The organism is Cupriavidus ulmosensis, assembly GCF_977008105.1.
On the sequence record NZ_CDRMWP010000002.1, the window covers coordinates 1,680,971 to 1,697,984 of the forward strand.

The window sequence follows — 17,014 nt, forward strand, 5'->3', positions numbered from 1 at the left end:
TTGTGGCGCACGGTCTGATTTCGATTCGGATTTGGCTAGCCAGGATCGTTGCGCAAAGGCGCCAATGCCTACCGGCTTGACGTTGCTAGGCCCTGCCGGCGGGTCAGAACGCGCACGGCCGTTGGCAGCAAGCCGTACGCGCATGGCGCGGATTATTTGCGCTGCATGTCAACGACCGTCGGCGCGCCATCCACCTTGTCGAAGGTCACCGACACGGCATCGCCTTCCTTGAACTTGCTAAGCGAGGCGCGATCCTTGACCGGAAACGCCATGGTCATGCCGGGCATACCCAAGTTCTCAATCGGGCCGTGCTTGAGCGTAACCTTGCCGGTCTGCGCATCGATCTTCTTGATTTCTGCGGACACCGGCCGAGCCGCTTGTTGTGAGGCAGCGGGTGCAGCGGGTGCCTTCATGTCCATGCCGTCCATCGAACCCACGGCGAACACAGCCGGTGCGGCAATGATGGCCAGGGCGGCGGCGAGGGTCTTGAGGTGTTTCATTGCGATTCCTCCTGAGGTGTGAGGTTGGGGGAAAGGGAAGTTTGCTTGATCTGACGGCGGCGTAGCAGCAGATACACCGCCGGGACCACAAACATGGACAGCAGCGGCGCCGTCACCATGCCGCCGACCATTGGCGCAGCGATGCGCTGCATCACTTCTGAGCCGGTGCCGTGCGACCACATGATCGGCAGCAGGCCGGCCAGAATCACAGCGACGGTCATCGCCTTTGGGCGCACACGCAGCACGGCGCCTTCCTCGATGGCATCGAGCAGGGCCGCGAGATTGCTTTGCCCATCCTCGAGCCGTGCTTGCCAAGCGTGTTTCAGGTAGAGCAGCATGATGACGCCGAATTCCGCAGCGACCCCGGCGAGTGCGATGAAGCCGACAATCCCCGCGACCGATAGGTTGTACCCCAGCAGATAGAGTAACCAGAAGCCGCCGATCAAGGCCAGCGGCAGGGTGCCCATGATGAGCAGTGCCTCATCCAGACGGCCGAATACCAGATAGAGCAGGACGAAGATGATCAGCAGCGTGAACGGGACCACCACCTTCAGCTTCGCGGTGGCGCGCTCGAGATACTCGAACTGCCCCGACCAACTCAGGGAGTATCCGGCTGGCATCGGGACGGCTTTGGCGACCGCCGCCTGCATGTCCTGCACGGCAGAGCGCAGGTCCCTGCCGCGAATGTCGACGTAGATCCACCCGGAGAGTCGCGCGTTTTCACTGCGCAGCATGGGCGGCCCTTGCACGACCTGGATGCGCGCAACGTCGGCCAGCGTGATTTGCAGCCCCTTGTCGGTCACGATGGGCAGGCTGCGCAGTTGCTCGATGGAGTCCCGATAGTCACGCGGATACCGGACATTGATGGGAAAGCGCGCGAGCCCGTCGACCACTTCGCCGACGTTTTCGCCACCGATGGCCGATGAGACGATCGCCTGAACGTCTTCAATGTTCAGGCCGTACCGACCCGCAGCGCCCCGATCGATATCGACGTCAATGTACCGGCCGCCCGTGAGCCGTTCGGCCAGCGCGGAAGTGACCCCCGGAACCGTCTTGACGGCCTCCTCGATGCGCGTGGCCAGGCGATCGATTTCCTTCAGGTCGGTACCGGCGACCTTGATCCCCACCGGGCTTTTGATGCCGGTGGCGAGCATGTCGATGCGGTTGCGGATCGGCGGCACCCAGATGTTGGACAGCCCTGGCACCCTGACGACCCGATCCAGTTCCTCGACCAGCTTGTCGGTGGTCATGCCGGCACGCCATTGGTCCTTGGGCTTGAACTGGATGGTGGTCTCGAACATCTCGATCGGCGCCGGATCGGTGGCGGTATCGGCGCGGCCCGCCTTGCCGTACACGGTCGCCACCTCCGGCACGGTCTTGATGAGCCGATCGGTCTGCTGCAGGAGCTGGGAGGCCTTGCCTGCGGAGAGGCCTGGCAACGCCGAGGGCATGTAGAGCAGATCGCCCTCATCCAGGGGCGGCATGAATTCGCCGCCAATGCGCATAATGGGCCACGCGGTGGCGATGAGCAGCACGGCGGCGATCGCCAGGGTGGTCTTCGGATATGCAAGGACCTTGCCGAGCAGCGGCTGGTAGCCGCGAATCAGCCAGCGATTGAGCGGATTGGCCTGCTCCGACGGGATCTTGCCGCGGATCATGTAACCCATCAGCACCGGTACCAGGGTGACGGACAATCCCGCTGCGGCCGCCATGGAATAGGTCTTGGTAAAGGCGAGCGGCGAGAAGAGCCGGCCCTCCTGCGCCTCCAGTGTGAACACCGGAATAAACGACAGCGTGATGATCAGCAGCGAGAAGAATAGGGCAGGCCCAACCTCGGCGGCAGATTTGCCGATGACGCGCCAGTGTTCATGGGCGCGGAGTTCGCGCTGCGGATTGTCGGCATGCCAGTGCTCGAGATGCTTGTGCGCGTTCTCGATCATGACCACCGCGGCATCGACCATCGCGCCGATGGCGATGGCAATGCCACCCAGCGACATGATGTTGGCATTCACCCCCTGGTAGCGCATCACCAGGAAGGCGGCCAGCACGCCCAGCGGCAGCGAGACGATGGCCACCAGCGCCGAGCGCAGGTGAAACAGAAACACCAGGCAGACCAGCGCCACGACCGCAAATTCCTCGATCAGCTTGGTGGTGAGATTGGCCACCGCCCGCTTGATCAGTGCCGAGCGGTCGTACGTCGTAACGATCTCGACGCCCTTGGGCAGGCTCTTCTGTAAGGTGGCGAGCTTGGCCTTGACCGCTTCAATGGTCTCCAGGGCATTCTTGCCTGAGCGCAGCACGATGACGCCGCCGGCCACTTCGCCCTGGCCATTCAGTTCGGCAATGCCACGCCGCATCTCGGGGCCGAGTTGCACGGTGGCAACGTCGCCCAGCCATACCGGGATGCCAGCGTCGCTCGTCACCAGCGGAATCTGGCGAAAGTCGTCCAGCGTTTTCAGATAGCCGGTCGCCCGGACCATGTACTCGGCTTCACCCAACTCCAGCACCGAGCCGCCGGTTTCCTGGTTGGCGCCCTTGAGCGCTGCCAGCACCTTGGCTTGCGACAGGTTATAGGCGCGCAGCCGATCCGGCATCAGCACGATCTGGTATTGCTTGACCATGCCGCCGAGCGAGGCCACTTCGGCGACGTTGGGCAGCGATTTGAGCTCGAAGCGCAGGAACCAGTCCTGTAGCGCCCGTAACTGGCTGAGGTCATGCTGGCCGGTCTTGTCGACCAAGGCATACTCATAGATCCAGCCGACGCCGGTCGCATCGGGTCCGAGCGCGGGCTTGGCTGCCGCGGGCAGCCGCGATTGCACCTGGTTCAGGTACTCGAGCACGCGTGAGCGCGCCCAGTACAGGTCGGTGCCGTCTTCGAACAGCACATAGACATAGGAGTCACCGAAGAACGAGTAGCCGCGCACGGTCTTGGCCCCGGGCACCGACAGCATGGTCGTGGTGAGCGGATAGGTGACCTGGTTTTCCACGATCTGCGGCGCCTGCCCAGGGAAGGGCGTGCGGATGATCACTTGCACGTCGGACAGGTCTGGCAAGGCGTCGAGCGGCGTACTCTGTACCGCCCAAAGTCCCCACGCGGTCACCATGACGGTGGCGAGCAGCACCAGGAAGCGATTGCGGATGGAGGCGAGGATGAGTCGGGCAATCATGGCTTCGCTCCCGCAACGGCGGCAGCCGACTCGACCGCGGACAGGGTCGCCACGCCGTCCTTGTCCAGTCGGAAGCGGAACCGGACCTGATCCCCCGGCTTGAATCCCTTGGGCATGCCGGCTGGCGGCGCGCCAAACTCCATCGTCATGGCGCCCCACTGCGCTGACGGAATGGGCCCGTGGGAGATCGTCATGCTCTGCTCGGTGACGGCCTCGATCCGGCCGACGCCTTGATGTTCTGGCCCGGGCGCTGCTGCGGCACCAGGGGCCGACGCGCCGGCTGCCGACGCGGCCGTGGGCGCGGTCATGCGCTGTGCAGTGCCGCGCAGACTCGCCTCCGAGTCGATCAGGAACTGTCCGGAAACGACCACCTTCTGGCCCGCTTTGAGACCCTCAATGATTTCGGTTTGGCCGCCCGCAGCCGCGCCGGTCTTGACCTCCACGGGGCTGAATCCGCCTTGGCCGGATGCCACCATGGCGACCGTGCGCGTGCCGGTACGGATCAGCGCCTCGGTTGGTACCAGCAGGCGATCCGGTCCGGGGGCGGCGTCAAAGCGCACCGAGACAAACATGCCGGGCAACAGCTGGCGTGCCTTGTTCGGCAATTCGATGCGCACCTTGACCGTGCGGGTACCGGCGCTGATATCCGGCAGGATGGCATCGACCTTGCCCGACAGCGTCTCGTCGGGCAAGGCTGCGGCGGTGGCCGACACCGTCTGTCCGGGCCGCAACGGGGCGGCCTGGCTCTCAGGCACCTCGGCGATGACCCATATGGTCGCAAGGCTCGCGATGCGAAAGAGGGTCGTTCCCGGTGAGACCGTCATGCCGTCGCGCGCACCGATTTCGGTGACGATGCCGTCCACCGAACTGGTGATCGTCAGCCGCGGCTGCAGTTTGCCGGTGGACTGTACCAGCCGGATATGGCTCTCGGTCATGCCAGCCTGACGCATGCGCGCAATGGCGGCCTCGCGCAGCTCGCGCTGTAGGCTGCCATCCATCCGGTTGACCGCCAGGTATTCTTCCTGCGCCGCGACCCATTCCGGCGCATAGATTTGCGCCAGCGCTTGACCTTTTCGGACCGGATCGAGGGTGGTCCGGGCATACGCGTGTTCTACGAATCCGCTGGTGCGGGCCTGCAGCACTTCGATGCCGCGTTCATTGATCGCGACATTGCCCGGTACTTGCAAGGCGGCCTCCAGCCGGCCGGTCTTCACCTCGGCCGTGCGGATGCCAAGGTTCTGTGTCATGCGGCTGTCGATGGTGACGGCCGCGCCGCCGCTGGCTTCTTCGTACACCGGCGACAACGGCATGTCCATGTACGGCGACTTGCCCGGCTTGTCAAAGCGCTGTCCTGGCACCATCGGGTCGTGCCAGTAGAGGAGGCGCTTGCCAGTTTTCGGGTCAATGTCGCCCGCCTTGAGGGCGGCACCGCTGGCGCCGCCGCCCGCGGTTGCCGACGCGGGCGACTGCTGGCGCCCTTGTTGTTGACCGAGGTAATAGGCAGCCCCAACGCTTGCCACCACCATCAGGCCTGCCACCGTCCGTGCAATCGTGGTCTTGTTCATGGTTGAGCTCCTTGCAGTGACGTGGGCTGGACTGCGGTGGGTAACGGCATCAGGAAGGTCAGGTCCGCCCAGAGTCGGGCGGTGGCAGCCTCAAGCTTCAGGCGCTCAAGCGAAATATTGAGCGCCTTGCGGCTGGCATCGGCCACAGCGGTCAGGGTGCCGGCGCCCGCTCGATAGGCGGTCAGGGCTGCCTCGGTCTGTGCCTTGGCCAGCGGCACGGTGGTGCTCCGATAGCGCTCGAGCCGCGCCTGGCTGAGCGCCAGCTCCGCCTGCTTGCCGCGCAACTGCCCGAGCAAGCCGCGGCGTACGACCTCGGCTTGCGCGCGCGCAGCGTCGGCCTGCGCAAGCCTTGCGGCCAGTTCCCGATCCTGGCGATGCTTCTGGTCCCAGGGCAGCGGCAGTGAGACGTTGAGCGAAACCATGTTGGAGTAGGCGGGGCCGCGCTGGCTGTACATCAGTTCCACGCTCACATCCGGGATCTTGTTCTCCCGAGCGACCCGGCTTTCCGCCTCGGCGACGCCCACCTGTGCCTCGGCCGCCGCCACGTCCGGCAGTTGCGCCACGCCGTCGGCGTCCAGGGTGTTGAGCCAGGCCGGCGCCTCGAGGCCAGGGCGTTCGGCCAGGGGACGCTCTGCGGCCTCGCCCACCCAGCGGCGCAGCATCGCTCGGGCTGACCCCAGTGCGGCGCGGGCCTCGTCTTCGCGATCCTGCAGTTGCCGGAGTTCCAGTTCGGCGGCCAGGATGTCCGCACGGGAGCCGCGGTTGCCGCGATAGGCAGCCTGCGCCGCCTCCACCATCAGCTTGATGGACTGCGCCTGCTCGGTGAGCACGCTGTAGGCACGTTCGGCGTACCAGCGGTCCAGCCAGGCCGTGGCGGCGCCACGCTGCACCGTCGCCAGCGCCGCCGTACGCTGGGCCTCTGCCGACGAGGCCTCAGCCTCGAAACGCTGAGCGCGGGCCTCGCGCTTGGCCGATCGGGTGAATTCCTGCATCAGGCTGATCGAGCGCATCGTCATCGAGTCTGTGCCGAGGGAAAACCCGTCGCGGCCATCAGCCGGCACGTTATTGACGCCGACCTTCAGGACCGGGTCTGGCAACTGTCGGCCAGCCACCGCCATCTCGATGGCGGACTGGACCGCTGAGCGCGATGTTTCGGCATCCGTCGAGCGGGAAGACGCGAGCGCCACGGCTTCCTGCACGGAGAGTGCGGCCGCGGGCTGCGCCCATCCGGGATGGGCAGCGGCGAACAGCGTAAGGGCGAGCGTCAGCCGGCACCCATACGCAAAGGGAAAACGCAAATGCATAAAGCCTCCGCAAAGCAACGACCACCCTGAAGACTATGGTTCAGGGCACGATAGTAGGCGTTGCTGCGGAGGCTAGTTTCGGAAACAGCAGTGGAGGATGGGCAGGGGGCGAGGGGGCCCGCGTGGCACCGCGTCGGCGTAGGCCGCTCGCTGGCTGACGACTACCGGTACCAACGCCGGCTCAACCAGATTGACGAGCACGGGCTGGAACGCAGGAATCTGCGCGCTGGGGTGGTCGGCCGACTTGGAGCCAAGCTGGCAGTGCTCCAGGCACAAGCCATTATGGGCAGCCGGCGCTTCGGCCTTCTGCGTCATGTCCGGACAGGACTCCGTCATGCCGGCCATGTCCGCCATCCCTTCCATCGAATACCGGCTGCCCGCGCAGGCGTAGGCGGCCGCTGCCAGCTGAACTGTCAGGAATGTACTCAACAGGAAGGCGGCAAGCCAAAGCCGGCGAAAACGGGTACGCACGTGGAAGACTCGGTTTGAGGCGAATGGTAGCAGCGTTTGGGCTCTTCCGGCACATCGTGCGGTTTGCCCCAGATCTAATGCAGACGGGGTAGCCCATCCGGGGGAGCGCTCCGGCGAGCCACGCGAACGCAGGCACCGGAGCGCGGGCTCGGTTACTTGGGTTGACCCATCATTTCGCGACACTTTTGCATCATGGCGGCATGGTCGCGCATCATCGCCGCGTGGTCCTCCGTCTGCTGTTTCTGTTGTTGCGCCTCAGCTCGCTTGGCGGCACGAGCCTTTTCGATCACATACCAATCAGGTCCGGCGACGGCCGATAGCGAGAGCGCCAGGGCGACGGCGCCCACAAGAGCGTGAAGCAGGGATTTCATGATTATTCCTCGTTCCGTATAGGCAGGGACCGCCTAAACCCCAAGAGCGGGCGGCAGGCAACACTGCAAATGGCTAAGTCAGACAGGAGCACGCGTGGCGCGGAGGCGCCAGCTGCGGCAACGCTGTGTGGCGGGATTGCGCTACAGACGGACGCGTTTCGGCGGGCGCTCGAGGCGAGCCGGAACGACGGAGAGATACGCGAATTCCGGATGGGCGACCAAAACGCTGGTCCATGCATCCGTGGTGGACCCGGTTGCTAACGGCGTGCCAGCGAAGACCGCACAAGCGGAGGACGTGCAGGGAATACGAGACGGGCCGCTGGCATGCCGGTCGCCGGCACAGCTGTGACTGACGCAGTCATGCGGGCTGGCGGTCTCGACACTGGCCTGCGCCCCTTGCACAGGCATATGAGCAGGCATGTCAGCCAGGCCGGCGACACAGCAACTGTCCAACGGCCCGGCTTGCGCCCGCAGGGGCAAAGCCAGCGCCAGGGTCAGCAGCATGACGACACGCCAAAACTGTTTCATATGCTTACGCATTGGGCGCTCCGAGCCGACGCGCGGTAGCGCCGTCGCGGATCTGTCTTCAGTATAGGTCTTCATCATGCTCGAGCCACCGGCGGTTCCGGCGTCGCCCGGCCCGCAGAACCGGGCGACGCGAACGACAGGTAGACCTCGTCGAGCAAGCGATTGTCCCCGCCGGCCAATCGCTCCAGGGCGGCTAGCAGGTGCTCGGCCACACCGTACTGCTGCTGGTCGCATGCCCGCCGGAATACCGCGAACACACCTATCAAACTTGGTTTCTCTGGCCCGAGCGTCTCAAGAATTTCCGTTCCATCCGGCGCGGCATCGGGGCCGTCGTCGACGAGATCCAGGGAGGAACATTCGGCAATGCGTACCGTGGGTCGTCCCTGGAGACCGTAGTGTCCTCGATCGCTGAACAGCGTCAGATTTTCAAAGGCGCGGATCACGCCTTTCTGTGGAGTAGCGAAACCCGCGCATCCCGGACATCTATGAGAACGCCGAGAACCAGCGCGCCGTGGCCCACACCTGCAATTGCTGTGACACCGAGCTGGAAGTCCTTAACGCGATTCGCCAACTCAGCAGCCTCGGCATTAAAGGGCTGGGGCCGGCCGCTGCCAACCTGCTCTATTTTATTCATCCCCTGACGCTGGTCGTGCCGTTCAATACGGCGATCGTCAACGGATATAACGCGCTGACGGGATCGTCGGTCAAGCTTGGCAAATGGGACCACTATCTGGCAATGCGCGAAGGGGTACTGGCACTGAATCAGCGCTATCGGGACCTGCTGTCCAACGATCTTGGCGCCATCGCGGGCCTGCTTTTTGACCTCGGCATGCAACGCTATCCGCTGCCACCGCGGCAAGCGCAGGCAGGCGATGTGGCCGCATGGCAGCAGGAACTGGCCGAGGTGCGCGAGCAGGCCGCCGCGCTTGCCAGGCAGATTCAACTGGGGGCGAAACCGAAGACGCCACCCATACCGAGGTGCAGGGATGGCTGCGCGATCTCGGCAAGTCGCTCGGCTTCGCAGTCTGGATTGCCACGAACGACAGAAGCCGCTTGTACAACGGGGAACCCCTGAGAAGGGTCGAAACTTTGCCGCCGGCGCTGCTTGTGGCGGGTGGCGATACCGTTCCTCTCATCGACACCGTCTGGCTGAACGCCACGAACACTGAGGTCGAGGCAGCTTTTGAAGTCGAACATACCACCTCGATCTATTCCGGGATCGTGCGCTTACTGGACCTGGCGCTGGGTTCCGACCAGTCCGCCCACAAGCACCTCTTTCTGGTCGCGCCGGATGATCGGGAAGGCGATGTGCGCGCGCAGTTAAGCCGGCCGGCCTTCAGCCGCGTGTCGGCGCTCAATATCCGATACGTCCCCGACTCCAGCCTGCGCGAGCATCGCGAAAGCATCGCGCGCTTTGGCAGCGGCCTGAAGCCGATCGAAGCCATCGCGAGACAGCTCTGAAATTGGCACTTTCTAGGAAAAAGCGCCGGGCGACACGACGCCGTTACAGATGGCAACGGCGTGTGGGCCGGCGATGGAAAACATCATCGCGCCTAAGGCGCGATGATGAGCCGCTGGGCCTTGGTCAGAGCCAGACCCTGGGGCATGCGCGTGAGCACCTAGGCGGGTATCGGGCTAATCCCCCGATACCCGCACCGCGGCAAGGTACCCGCCAGCCGGGCGACCCATCCGTCCCGGCGAGACGGTGCGGTGCCGAGGTCAGGCGCCGTCGCTGAAGGTGTCCCGCGGGCCTACGGCGTGGCTGCCATCCGTGAACGGATCACGGGTGCCCATGGCGTGGCTACCGTCGGTGAACGGATCACGCGTGCCCATGGCGTGGCTGCCATCGGTGAAAGGATCGCGCGTGCCCATCGCGTGCCCCCCAGCGGTAAAGGGATCACGCGGCGAATTCACGCCGGCTTGCGCGATGCCCGCGACGCTGCCAAGGGTTGCCAGGGTCAGTGCCACAAGGGCAGTCTTCTTCAACGTACGCATTATGTTTCTCCTTGCTTCCATAGTGGCTCGGTGAGCCTGCACTTACAGTGTGTAACTGTGTAGCCCACCAGGGCCTGACGACGAAATGACAAATCTGTCATGTCGGCACTCCTGACAGTCTGGGATCTTCAGCCGCCGGTATAGAGCTTGCTGCGCTCGATATAGACGCGTACGCCCCGGGCGTTGGGCAGCGCCTGGTACAGATGCCAAGATCCACGGATGAGCCGTGAACGAATTCGGCGAATGTCCAGGTGGCTTCCTGCGCGCCACTGCGGAAGGTGACCGTGTCGCCCGAGGCCACATTGACAGACTTCAGGCCTGGGCCGAGCGTCACCGCACGCGAGGTCGTGTTCGCCGGCGCCAGGCTACCGAAGAGCGCCGCCTGCGGCCCCAACGGTGTGGCAGCCCCCGCTTCGGCCATCGCGCTGGGAGCCGCGCCGGGCAACTGCGCGCGGCGCAGGCGCCGCCGGCTTGTTCAGCGGCTTGCCGCTGCACGTGCTGCGCCCAGTTGTCCCCTGCATTGGTTCTGGTCTGGCTGCGCTCCACGCTGGCGAACCCAACAGCACGGAAAGGGCCGACAACGCCAGTGCGGTAAAGGCGGTCTTCTTGGTATTCATGATGCTCTCCATTGACGTTTCGAGGCAGAACCTCTTAACTGCCATGGTAGGTAGCCACCGCTCACCGAGACGTTACCCGGCAATTACATCCATGTAAGCTCCCTCGCCTCGGTCCCACGCCTGGCGCAGAAATGGGTACGCCAACGTCAGCTTGGCGACCTAACCGGGCTTCAGAGACGCGAGACTCCCAGCCCGCCGCGCCGCGACGCGTTGCCGTTGCAGCGCTCGGCATACCGGAACAACGCCTCGCAATGCCGCGTCGGTTGCTGCAGACGTACTGATTTCAACGGCCGATGGCAGCCGGTGCGGTGCAGGTGCTTGTCCTCACGTGACGTACCGGTCAACGAGTGGCTGCCGTTCCTCATGATGTCCAACCCTTCTTCCTGGCCACCACCAGCAGCGAGCCGCCCGCTGCAAAGCGCAGGCCGGCTCGAAGGCTGTGCTCAATGGTGCAAACACCGCCTAGCACGCCGTTCAAGGCCGCCCCGATGCGAAAGCCGTCATCCATGGCGTCGCGAGGCGGCTTGGCGCGCTGCCGCAGCCGGGAGATGGCCATGGCAGGCAAAAGCAGCGTCATGAACGAGGTGACGTCGACAATCTCGAACCCGCCTGACTCGACCTTTGTCACCAGGTCCCGGCGCGATAGCGCCGCTTGTGCTTGGCCACTTCGTCCATGTGGCTCCACAGCGAGGGATGTTCGGCACCGTCAAGATAATCCCCCATCTGCCCTGCACGCACGGTACATCTCTGCCAAGACCAGGGCGTCGTCCTCGACGTGTTCGATGACGTCAAACGCCCCCATGACGTCGAACGCGTCGGTGAAGGGAATCGCGCGGGCATCCATCTGCAAGAACTGGGCTTTGCATTTGCGCTGCCCCGTCATCAGTGCGTGCATCGATGCCTCGCCGCCCACCAGGCGTGCACGCGGAAAGCGCGCCTGGATCGCCCGCAGGTTCTCGGCGGTCCCGCACCCGACATCCATGAATGACCGCAGGTCAGGCAAAAGTAGCGCTGCAGCGCAGCCAGGATCAGTTGGCGACGATAGACAAACCAGAAGTGCTTCGCTTCGAGTCCCTCGTACTCAACAAAGAGCGGTTCGTGAAAACCATCATGGTCGACGATCATGGCTGGCGCCAGGCAAACCACGCCCGCGTGGACACGGGGTTGCCAACCGCAGGCGGTGCAGGCCCACACGTCTATCTTGAGCGGGGCCTTACATTGATTACAGATACGCATCGCTGTCTCCAATATTGTGCGAGCGCGACCGCAGGGCGAAATCAAACGCTGCACCATAATTGCCTGCCTTGCCATCGCGAGCGCGCGAGTGCAGGCAGGGTTCGCCCTCGGTCAACCGAAGGACGACATCTATGAACGGGGTGGAGATGGCCGGCGAACGGAACGGCGTCGGCGGCCTCAGAGATGCCGGGAAGGCGGGCGTAGCAACGTCTCAGGCGTCGTGCTGGAAAATGCCGTGTTCGGAGAGGTAAGCGGTATGCCGGTTGTTAGGCAACGCTTGTGCCGACCAGAAGGCCATGGTTAGCGGCGAAGCCGCCGTGCAGGAGGAACAGGCATGACAACCGCGCGCCTTGCCGCGTTCCTTGCTGGCCAGGCAGTGATGCGATGTGGTGTCGCCAAGTGCGTCGGTATTGTCGGCGCTCGCCTCCTCAGCGGCGTCGAGCACGGCGCCGGCGACCCGCCCCTGCTGCAGCTCGGCGCAGGAGAGCGTTGCCGCCGCGCCAACGTTCTGGATTGGCAATGCAAGCACAACTAACCAAAGCGATAGGTGGCGCAAAAGCCTTCATCCGGCGACAGCAGGCATCGATTGAATGCGGAGTTTATAGAAGCGGCCTGACGGCAAAATGACAGGGGCATGACAGACGCAGCGCCCATCGCACCACGGCGGCTCTGCCGCGGATCAGCCTGGGGCATGGTGGGCCGCCGTTACCGAAGGGCATGACGGCGTCCCGGCGGGCATGCGAGCGAATTTCTGCAGCGGCGGAGTGCCTCGGATGAAAGGGGTCGCACCGTGCTGCCTGAGGCACCATCGCGCGCCGGCCTCCCATTGGGCTCGGCACGCCGATCCGCGGGAGAACGGCTGGCGCCGTCCACAAGTGACCGCGCGGACCGTAAGCGTATGGGTTGTGATGGCGCCGCTCATGCTCCCGTCGCCCATGATCCATGCCGTGGCGCGATTCACGATGGGGCTCGCGCACCGCGGCGCCATGGCCATACGAAGCGTGGGAGTCGTGCACCAGCGCCACGGCGGGCACGGCATGCACCTCGGTATGCGCAGCGCGTGGCGGGATGATCCCTCCTTGACCATGCCCATCATGCGGGTAGGCATGCGTCTGCGCATTGGCGTAACTGAATCCGATGAGTAGGACGGTGCCGACCAGGACCGGAAGCTTATTCATGTTTAACGCCTTGCGGGTAAGGAACAGCATACGACTTCGGCATTGAAGGGAGTGTTCGTGCTATACAAATGTGAACGCTTGTAACGCTGCTATCCCGCCGGCAAGCAAAAGCCATCGAGAATTACCCCCGCGTAATGGTCGCGTAATAAGAGCCGGCGCCGTGCCGCAATTCCGGCGCAAGGGAAATTCTTGGCGCGATCGCAACGAGAACCTAAATTCACGGTAACGACATCGCCGTTGGCGCACCCGCTTCGCTGGTTTGCCGGTCGGATCCTTGCCAGACGCCCGGTGCAGCCGATGAAAGCGTCCCGACGCCATGAGTGACGAAGGAGAATTTCATGCGTGTCTTATTGCTGATTACGATCATGCTGGGTGGGCGTGCGCGACGGTCGCCGAACGTACCGCGCAAGCCGAGCGTGACATGGAGGCATCGCTACAGATTCAGGGACCCGCTTGGAAAAGCTCGGCTATCAAAAAGATTCGGATCCGTGGCGTGACTGCGTTTTACGCCTCAGCGCCGCAGCGGGCCCTGTATGCATCGACGGCTCTGAATCCGATAGCACCGCGTACGGCGGCGCTCCACCGCTGGCTCGACTCCGCCGCCTGGCCCGATCCCCGCGAAAGTAACGGGGTTGCGTACCGCAACTCGGGCTCATTCGCCGCATGCGCCCTCGAGCAAAAGTACTGCTGGACCTTACCCCCATGGGAAGGTCCATAGTGTAATTGAGGACGGCATGGCGGCGACAGCGCCATGGCCACACAGTGCATTAAGCGGGGCAAGCCATGAACACTGCGACGCAATTGCTATTTGATGACGTGTTCGCGGTATTCCGGCGGGCATGCGACCAGCAGCAGTACGGTGTGGCCGAGCACCTGCTAGCCGCCCTGGAGCGATTGGCCGGCGGGGACAATCGCTTGCTCGACGAGGTCTACCTGTCGTTCGCGTCGCCCGGTTCTGCGGGCCGGGCGACCGCTGGAACGGCGGTGGCTCGAGCATGATGAAGACCTATACGAAGACAGATCCGCGACGGCGCTACCGCGCGTCGGCTCGGAGCGCCAATGCGTAAGCATATGAAACAGTTTTGGCGTGTCGTCATGCTGCTGACCCTGGCGCTGGCTTTGCCCCTGCGGGCGCAAGCCGGGCCGTTGGACAGTTGCTGTGTCGCCGGCCTGGCTGACATGCCTGCTCATATGCCTGTGCAAGGGGCGCAGGCCAGTGTCGAGACCGCCAGCCCGCATGACTGCGTCAGTCACAGCTGTGCCGGCGACCGGCATGCCAGCGGCCCGTCTCGTATTCCCTGCACGTCCTCCGCTTGTGCGGTCTTCGCTGCACGCCGTTAGCAACCGGGTCCACCACGGATGCATGGACCAGCGTTTTGGTCGCCCATCCGGAATTCGCGTATCTCCCGTCGTTCCGGCTCGCCTCGAGCGCCCGCCGAAACGCGTCCGTCTGTAGCGCAATCCCGCCACACAGCGTTGCCGCAGCTGGCCGGCCTCCGCGCCACGCGTGCTCCTGTCTGACTTAGCCATTTGCAGTGTTGCCTGCCGCCCGCTCTTGGGGTTTAGGCGGTCCCTGCCTATACGGAACGAGGAATAATCATGAAATCCCTGCTTCACGCTTGTGGGCGCCGTCGCCCTGGCGCTCTCGCTATCGGCCGTCGCCGGACCTGATTGGTATGTGATCGAAAAGGCTCGTGCCGCCAAGCGAGCTGAGGCGCAACAACAGAAACAGCAGACGGAGGACCACGCGGCGATGATGCGCGACCATGCCGCCATGATGCAAAAGTGTCGCGAAATGATGGGTCAACCCAAGTAACCGAGCCCGCGCTCCGGTGCCTGCGTTCGCGTGGCTCGCCGGAGCGCTCCCCCGGATGGGCTACCCCGTCTGCATTAGATCTGGGGCAAACCGCACGATGTGCCGGAAGAAACCAGACGCTGCTACCATTCGCCTCAAACCGAGTCTTCCACGTGCGTACCCGTTTTCGCCGGCTTTGGCTTGCCGCCTTCCTGTTGAGTACATTCCTGACAATTCAGCTGGGCAGCCGCTGCCTACGCCTGCGCGGGCAGCCGGTATTCGATGGAAGGGATGGCGGACATGGCCGGCATGACGGAGTCCTGTCCGGACATGACGCAGAAGGCCGAAGCGCCGGCTGCCCATAATGGCTTGTGCCTGGAGCACTGCCAGCTTGGCTCCAAGTCGGCCGACCACCCCAGCGCGCAGATTCCTGCGTTCCAGCCCGTGCTCGTCAATCTGGTTGAGCCGGCGTTGGTACCGGTAGTCGTCAGCCAGCGAGCGGCCTACGCCGACGCGGTGCCACGCGGGCCCCCTCGCCCCCTGCCCATCCTCCACTGCTGTTTCCGAAAATAGCCTCCGCAGCAACGCCTACTATCGTGCCCTGAACCATAGTCTTCAGGGTGGTCGTTGCTTTGCGGAGGCTTTATGCATTTGCGTTTTCCCTTTGCGTATGGGTGCCGGCTGACGCTCGCCCTTACGCTGTTCGCCGCTGCCCATCCCGGATGGGCGCAGCCCGCGGCCGCACTCTCCGTGCAGGAAGCCGTGGCGCTGGCGTCTTCCCGCTCGACGGATGCCGAAACATCGCGCTCAGCGGTCCAGTCCGCCATCGAGATGGCGGTGGCTGGCCGACAGTTGCCAGACCCGGTCCTGAAGGTCGGCGTCAATAACGTGCCGGCGATGGCCGCGACGGGTTTTCCCTCGGCACAGACTCGATGACGATGCGCTCGATCAGCCTGATGCAGGAATTCACCCGATCGGCCAAGCGCGAGGCCCGCGCTCAGCGTTTCGAGGCTGAGGCCTCGTCGGCAGAGGCCCAGCGTACGGCGGCGCTGGCGACGGTGCAGCGTGGCGCCGCCACGGCCTGGCTGGACCGCTGGTACGCCGAACGTGCCTACAGCGTGCTCACCGAGCAGGCGCAGTCCATCAAGCTGATGGTGGAGGCGGCGCAGGCTGCCTATCGCGGCAACCGCGGCTCCCGTGCGGACATCCTGGCCGCCGAACTGGAACTCCGGCAACTGCAGGATCGCGAAGACGAGGCCCGCGCCGCACTGGGGTCAGCCCGAGCGATGCTGCGCCGCTGGGGGGCGAGGCCGCAGAAAGTCCCTGGCCGAACGCCCTGGCCTCGAGGCGCCGGCCTGGCTCAACACCCTGGACGCCGACGGCGTGGCGCAACTGCCGGACGTGGCGGCGGCCGAGGCACAGGTGGGCGTCGCCGAGGCGGAAAGCCGGGTCGCTCGGGAGAACAAGATCCCGGATGTGAGCGTGGAACTGATGTACAGCCAGCGCGGCCCCGCCTACTCCAACATGGTTTCGCTGAACGTCTCACTGCCGCTGCCCTGGGACCAGAAGCATCGCCAGGATCGGGAACTGGCCGCAAGGCTTGCGCAGGCCGACGCTGCGCGCGCGCAAGCCGAGGTCGTACGCCGCGGCTTGCTCGGGCAGTTGCGCGGCAAGCAGGCGGAGCTGGCGCTGAGCCAGGCGCGGCTCGAGCGCTATCGGAGCACCACCGTGCCGCTGGCCAAGGCACAGACCGAGGCAGCCCTGACCGCCTATCGAGCGGGCGCCGGCACCCTGACCGCTGTGGCCGATGCCAGCCGCAAGGCGCTCAATATTTCGCTTGAGCGCCTGAAGCTTGAGGCTGCCACCGCCCGACTCTGGGCGGACCTGACCTTCCTGATGCCGTTACCCGCAGTCCAGCCCACGTCACTGCAAGGAGCTCAACCATGAACAAGACCACGATTGCACGGACGGTGGCAGGCCTGATGGTGGTGGAAGCGTTGGGGCTGCCTATTACCTCGGTCAACAACAAGGGCGCCAGCAGTCGCCCGCGTCGGCAACCGCGGGCGGCGGCGCCAGCGGTGCCGCCCTCAAGGCGGCGCGCAACATTGACCCAAAAACTGGCAAGCGCCTCCTCTACTGGCACGACCCGATGGTGCCAGGACAGCGCTTTCACAAGGCGGGCAAGTCGCCGTACATGGACATGCCGTTGTCGCCGGTGTACGAAGAAGCCAGCGGCGGCGCGGCCGTCACCATCGACAGCCGCATGACACAGAACCTTGGCATCCGC

General features: G+C 64.6%; 14 protein-coding genes and 2 pseudogenes. 4 read left to right on the forward strand and 12 right to left on the reverse strand.

The window, feature by feature from the left end; translation table 11 throughout:
- Nucleotides 1-152: 152 nt before the first annotated feature.
- From ACWTPI_RS27160 to ACWTPI_RS27190, 7 genes are all read right to left on the reverse strand, one after another.
- The gene (locus ACWTPI_RS27160) at nt 153-500 is read right to left on the reverse strand and encodes a copper-binding protein (protein ID WP_454731557.1); all 348 of its coding nucleotides are present in this window, start codon (nt 498-500) and stop codon (nt 153-155) included.
- Nucleotides 497-3,667: an efflux RND transporter permease subunit gene (locus tag ACWTPI_RS27165; RefSeq protein ID WP_454733270.1), complete on the reverse strand. Its 3,171-nt coding sequence runs from the start codon at nt 3,665-3,667 to the stop codon at nt 497-499. Before ACWTPI_RS27165 ends, ACWTPI_RS27160 begins: the two co-directional genes overlap by 4 nt.
- Nucleotides 3,664-5,232, reverse strand: coding sequence for an efflux RND transporter periplasmic adaptor subunit (locus ACWTPI_RS27170; protein WP_454731559.1), 1,569 nt, complete (start codon nt 5,230-5,232; stop codon nt 3,664-3,666). Before ACWTPI_RS27170 ends, ACWTPI_RS27165 begins: the two co-directional genes overlap by 4 nt.
- A complete protein-coding gene (locus tag ACWTPI_RS27175; RefSeq protein ID WP_454731560.1) occupies nt 5,229-6,536 on the reverse strand; it encodes a TolC family protein in 1,308 nt (435 codons plus the stop codon). Before ACWTPI_RS27175 ends, ACWTPI_RS27170 begins: the two co-directional genes overlap by 4 nt.
- Before the next feature lie 72 nt (nt 6,537-6,608).
- Nucleotides 6,609-7,007, reverse strand: a complete 399-nt coding sequence (locus ACWTPI_RS27180) for a copper resistance protein (RefSeq protein ID WP_454731561.1) — start codon at nt 7,005-7,007, stop codon at nt 6,609-6,611.
- Nucleotides 7,008-7,159: 152 nt separating this feature from the next.
- Nucleotides 7,160-7,378: a hypothetical protein gene (locus tag ACWTPI_RS27185; RefSeq protein WP_454731562.1), complete on the reverse strand. Its 219-nt coding sequence runs from the start codon at nt 7,376-7,378 to the stop codon at nt 7,160-7,162.
- Nucleotides 7,379-7,519: 141 nt separating this feature from the next.
- Nucleotides 7,520-7,984 (reverse strand): hypothetical protein, encoded by a 465-nt coding sequence (locus ACWTPI_RS27190; protein ID WP_454731563.1) that lies wholly within the window; start codon nt 7,982-7,984, stop codon nt 7,520-7,522.
- 140 nt (nt 7,985-8,124) lie between these two features.
- On the opposite strand from ACWTPI_RS27190, the pseudogene ACWTPI_RS27195 reads away from it, so the two are divergent.
- Nucleotides 8,125-9,367, forward strand: a pseudogene (locus ACWTPI_RS27195) (type II restriction endonuclease).
- Nucleotides 9,368-9,625: 258 nt separating this feature from the next.
- Here the strand turns inward: ACWTPI_RS27195 and ACWTPI_RS27200 are convergent.
- The 5 genes from ACWTPI_RS27200 to ACWTPI_RS27220 form a co-directional block, all read right to left on the reverse strand.
- The gene (locus ACWTPI_RS27200) at nt 9,626-9,901 is read right to left on the reverse strand and encodes a hypothetical protein (RefSeq protein WP_454733279.1); all 276 of its coding nucleotides are present in this window, start codon (nt 9,899-9,901) and stop codon (nt 9,626-9,628) included.
- Between the two features lie 97 nt (nt 9,902-9,998).
- Entirely contained in the window at nt 9,999-10,322 is a 324-nt protein-coding gene (locus tag ACWTPI_RS27205) for a CzcE family metal-binding protein (protein WP_454740811.1), read from the reverse strand.
- A gap of 557 nt (nt 10,323-10,879) precedes the next feature.
- Nucleotides 10,880-11,146 carry a hypothetical protein gene (locus ACWTPI_RS27210; RefSeq protein WP_454740812.1) on the reverse strand — a complete coding sequence of 89 codons (267 nt, stop codon included), beginning with the start codon at nt 11,144-11,146 and terminating at the stop codon, nt 10,880-10,882.
- A gap of 78 nt (nt 11,147-11,224) precedes the next feature.
- The gene (locus ACWTPI_RS27215; RefSeq protein WP_454740813.1) at nt 11,225-11,521 is read right to left on the reverse strand and encodes a class I SAM-dependent methyltransferase; all 297 of its coding nucleotides are present in this window, start codon (nt 11,519-11,521) and stop codon (nt 11,225-11,227) included.
- A 444-nt stretch (nt 11,522-11,965) separates the two neighbouring features.
- On the reverse strand, nt 11,966-12,274 hold the full coding sequence (locus tag ACWTPI_RS27220; protein WP_454740814.1) for a hypothetical protein: 309 nt from the start codon (nt 12,272-12,274) through the stop codon (nt 11,966-11,968).
- Nucleotides 12,275-13,715: 1,441 nt separating this feature from the next.
- Between ACWTPI_RS27220 and ACWTPI_RS27225 the strand changes: the two genes are divergently transcribed.
- The 3 genes and pseudogenes from ACWTPI_RS27225 (at nt 13,716) to ACWTPI_RS27235 (ending at nt 16,674) form a co-directional block, all read left to right on the forward strand.
- Nucleotides 13,716-13,931: a hypothetical protein gene (locus tag ACWTPI_RS27225; protein WP_454740815.1), complete on the forward strand. Its 216-nt coding sequence runs from the start codon at nt 13,716-13,718 to the stop codon at nt 13,929-13,931.
- Between the two features lie 1,126 nt (nt 13,932-15,057).
- A complete protein-coding gene (locus tag ACWTPI_RS27230; RefSeq protein WP_454740816.1) occupies nt 15,058-15,300 on the forward strand; it encodes a hypothetical protein in 243 nt (80 codons plus the stop codon).
- A gap of 72 nt (nt 15,301-15,372) precedes the next feature.
- Nucleotides 15,373-16,674 (forward strand): annotated as a pseudogene (locus ACWTPI_RS27235) (TolC family protein).
- The last annotated feature ends 340 nt before the right edge of the window (nt 16,675-17,014 follow it).

What these genes read in the sequence shown, in the direction of transcription:
- ACWTPI_RS27205 (WP_454740811.1), bottom strand. Translation starts at nt 10,322, where the DNA reads ATGGCCGAAGCGGGGGCTGCCACACCGTTGGGGCCGCAGGCGGCGCTC.
- ACWTPI_RS27185 (WP_454731562.1), bottom strand. Translation starts at nt 7,378, where the DNA reads ATGAAATCCCTGCTTCACGCTCTTGTGGGCGCCGTCGCCCTGGCGCTC.
- ACWTPI_RS27200 (WP_454733279.1), bottom strand. Translation starts at nt 9,901, where the DNA reads ATGCGTACGTTGAAGAAGACTGCCCTTGTGGCACTGACCCTGGCAACC.
- ACWTPI_RS27170 (WP_454731559.1), bottom strand. Translation starts at nt 5,232, where the DNA reads ATGAACAAGACCACGATTGCACGGACGGTGGCAGGCCTGATGGTGGTG.
- ACWTPI_RS27175 (WP_454731560.1), bottom strand. Translation starts at nt 6,536, where the DNA reads ATGCATTTGCGTTTTCCCTTTGCGTATGGGTGCCGGCTGACGCTCGCC.
- ACWTPI_RS27230 (WP_454740816.1), top strand. Translation starts at nt 15,058, where the DNA reads ATGACGCAGAAGGCCGAAGCGCCGGCTGCCCATAATGGCTTGTGCCTG.
- ACWTPI_RS27190 (WP_454731563.1), bottom strand. Translation starts at nt 7,984, where the DNA reads ATGATGAAGACCTATACTGAAGACAGATCCGCGACGGCGCTACCGCGC.
- ACWTPI_RS27225 (WP_454740815.1), top strand. Translation starts at nt 13,716, where the DNA reads ATGAACACTGCGACGCAATTGCTATTTGATGACGTGTTCGCGGTATTC.
- ACWTPI_RS27160 (WP_454731557.1), bottom strand. Translation starts at nt 500, where the DNA reads ATGAAACACCTCAAGACCCTCGCCGCCGCCCTGGCCATCATTGCCGCA.
- ACWTPI_RS27165 (WP_454733270.1), bottom strand. Translation starts at nt 3,667, where the DNA reads ATGATTGCCCGACTCATCCTCGCCTCCATCCGCAATCGCTTCCTGGTG.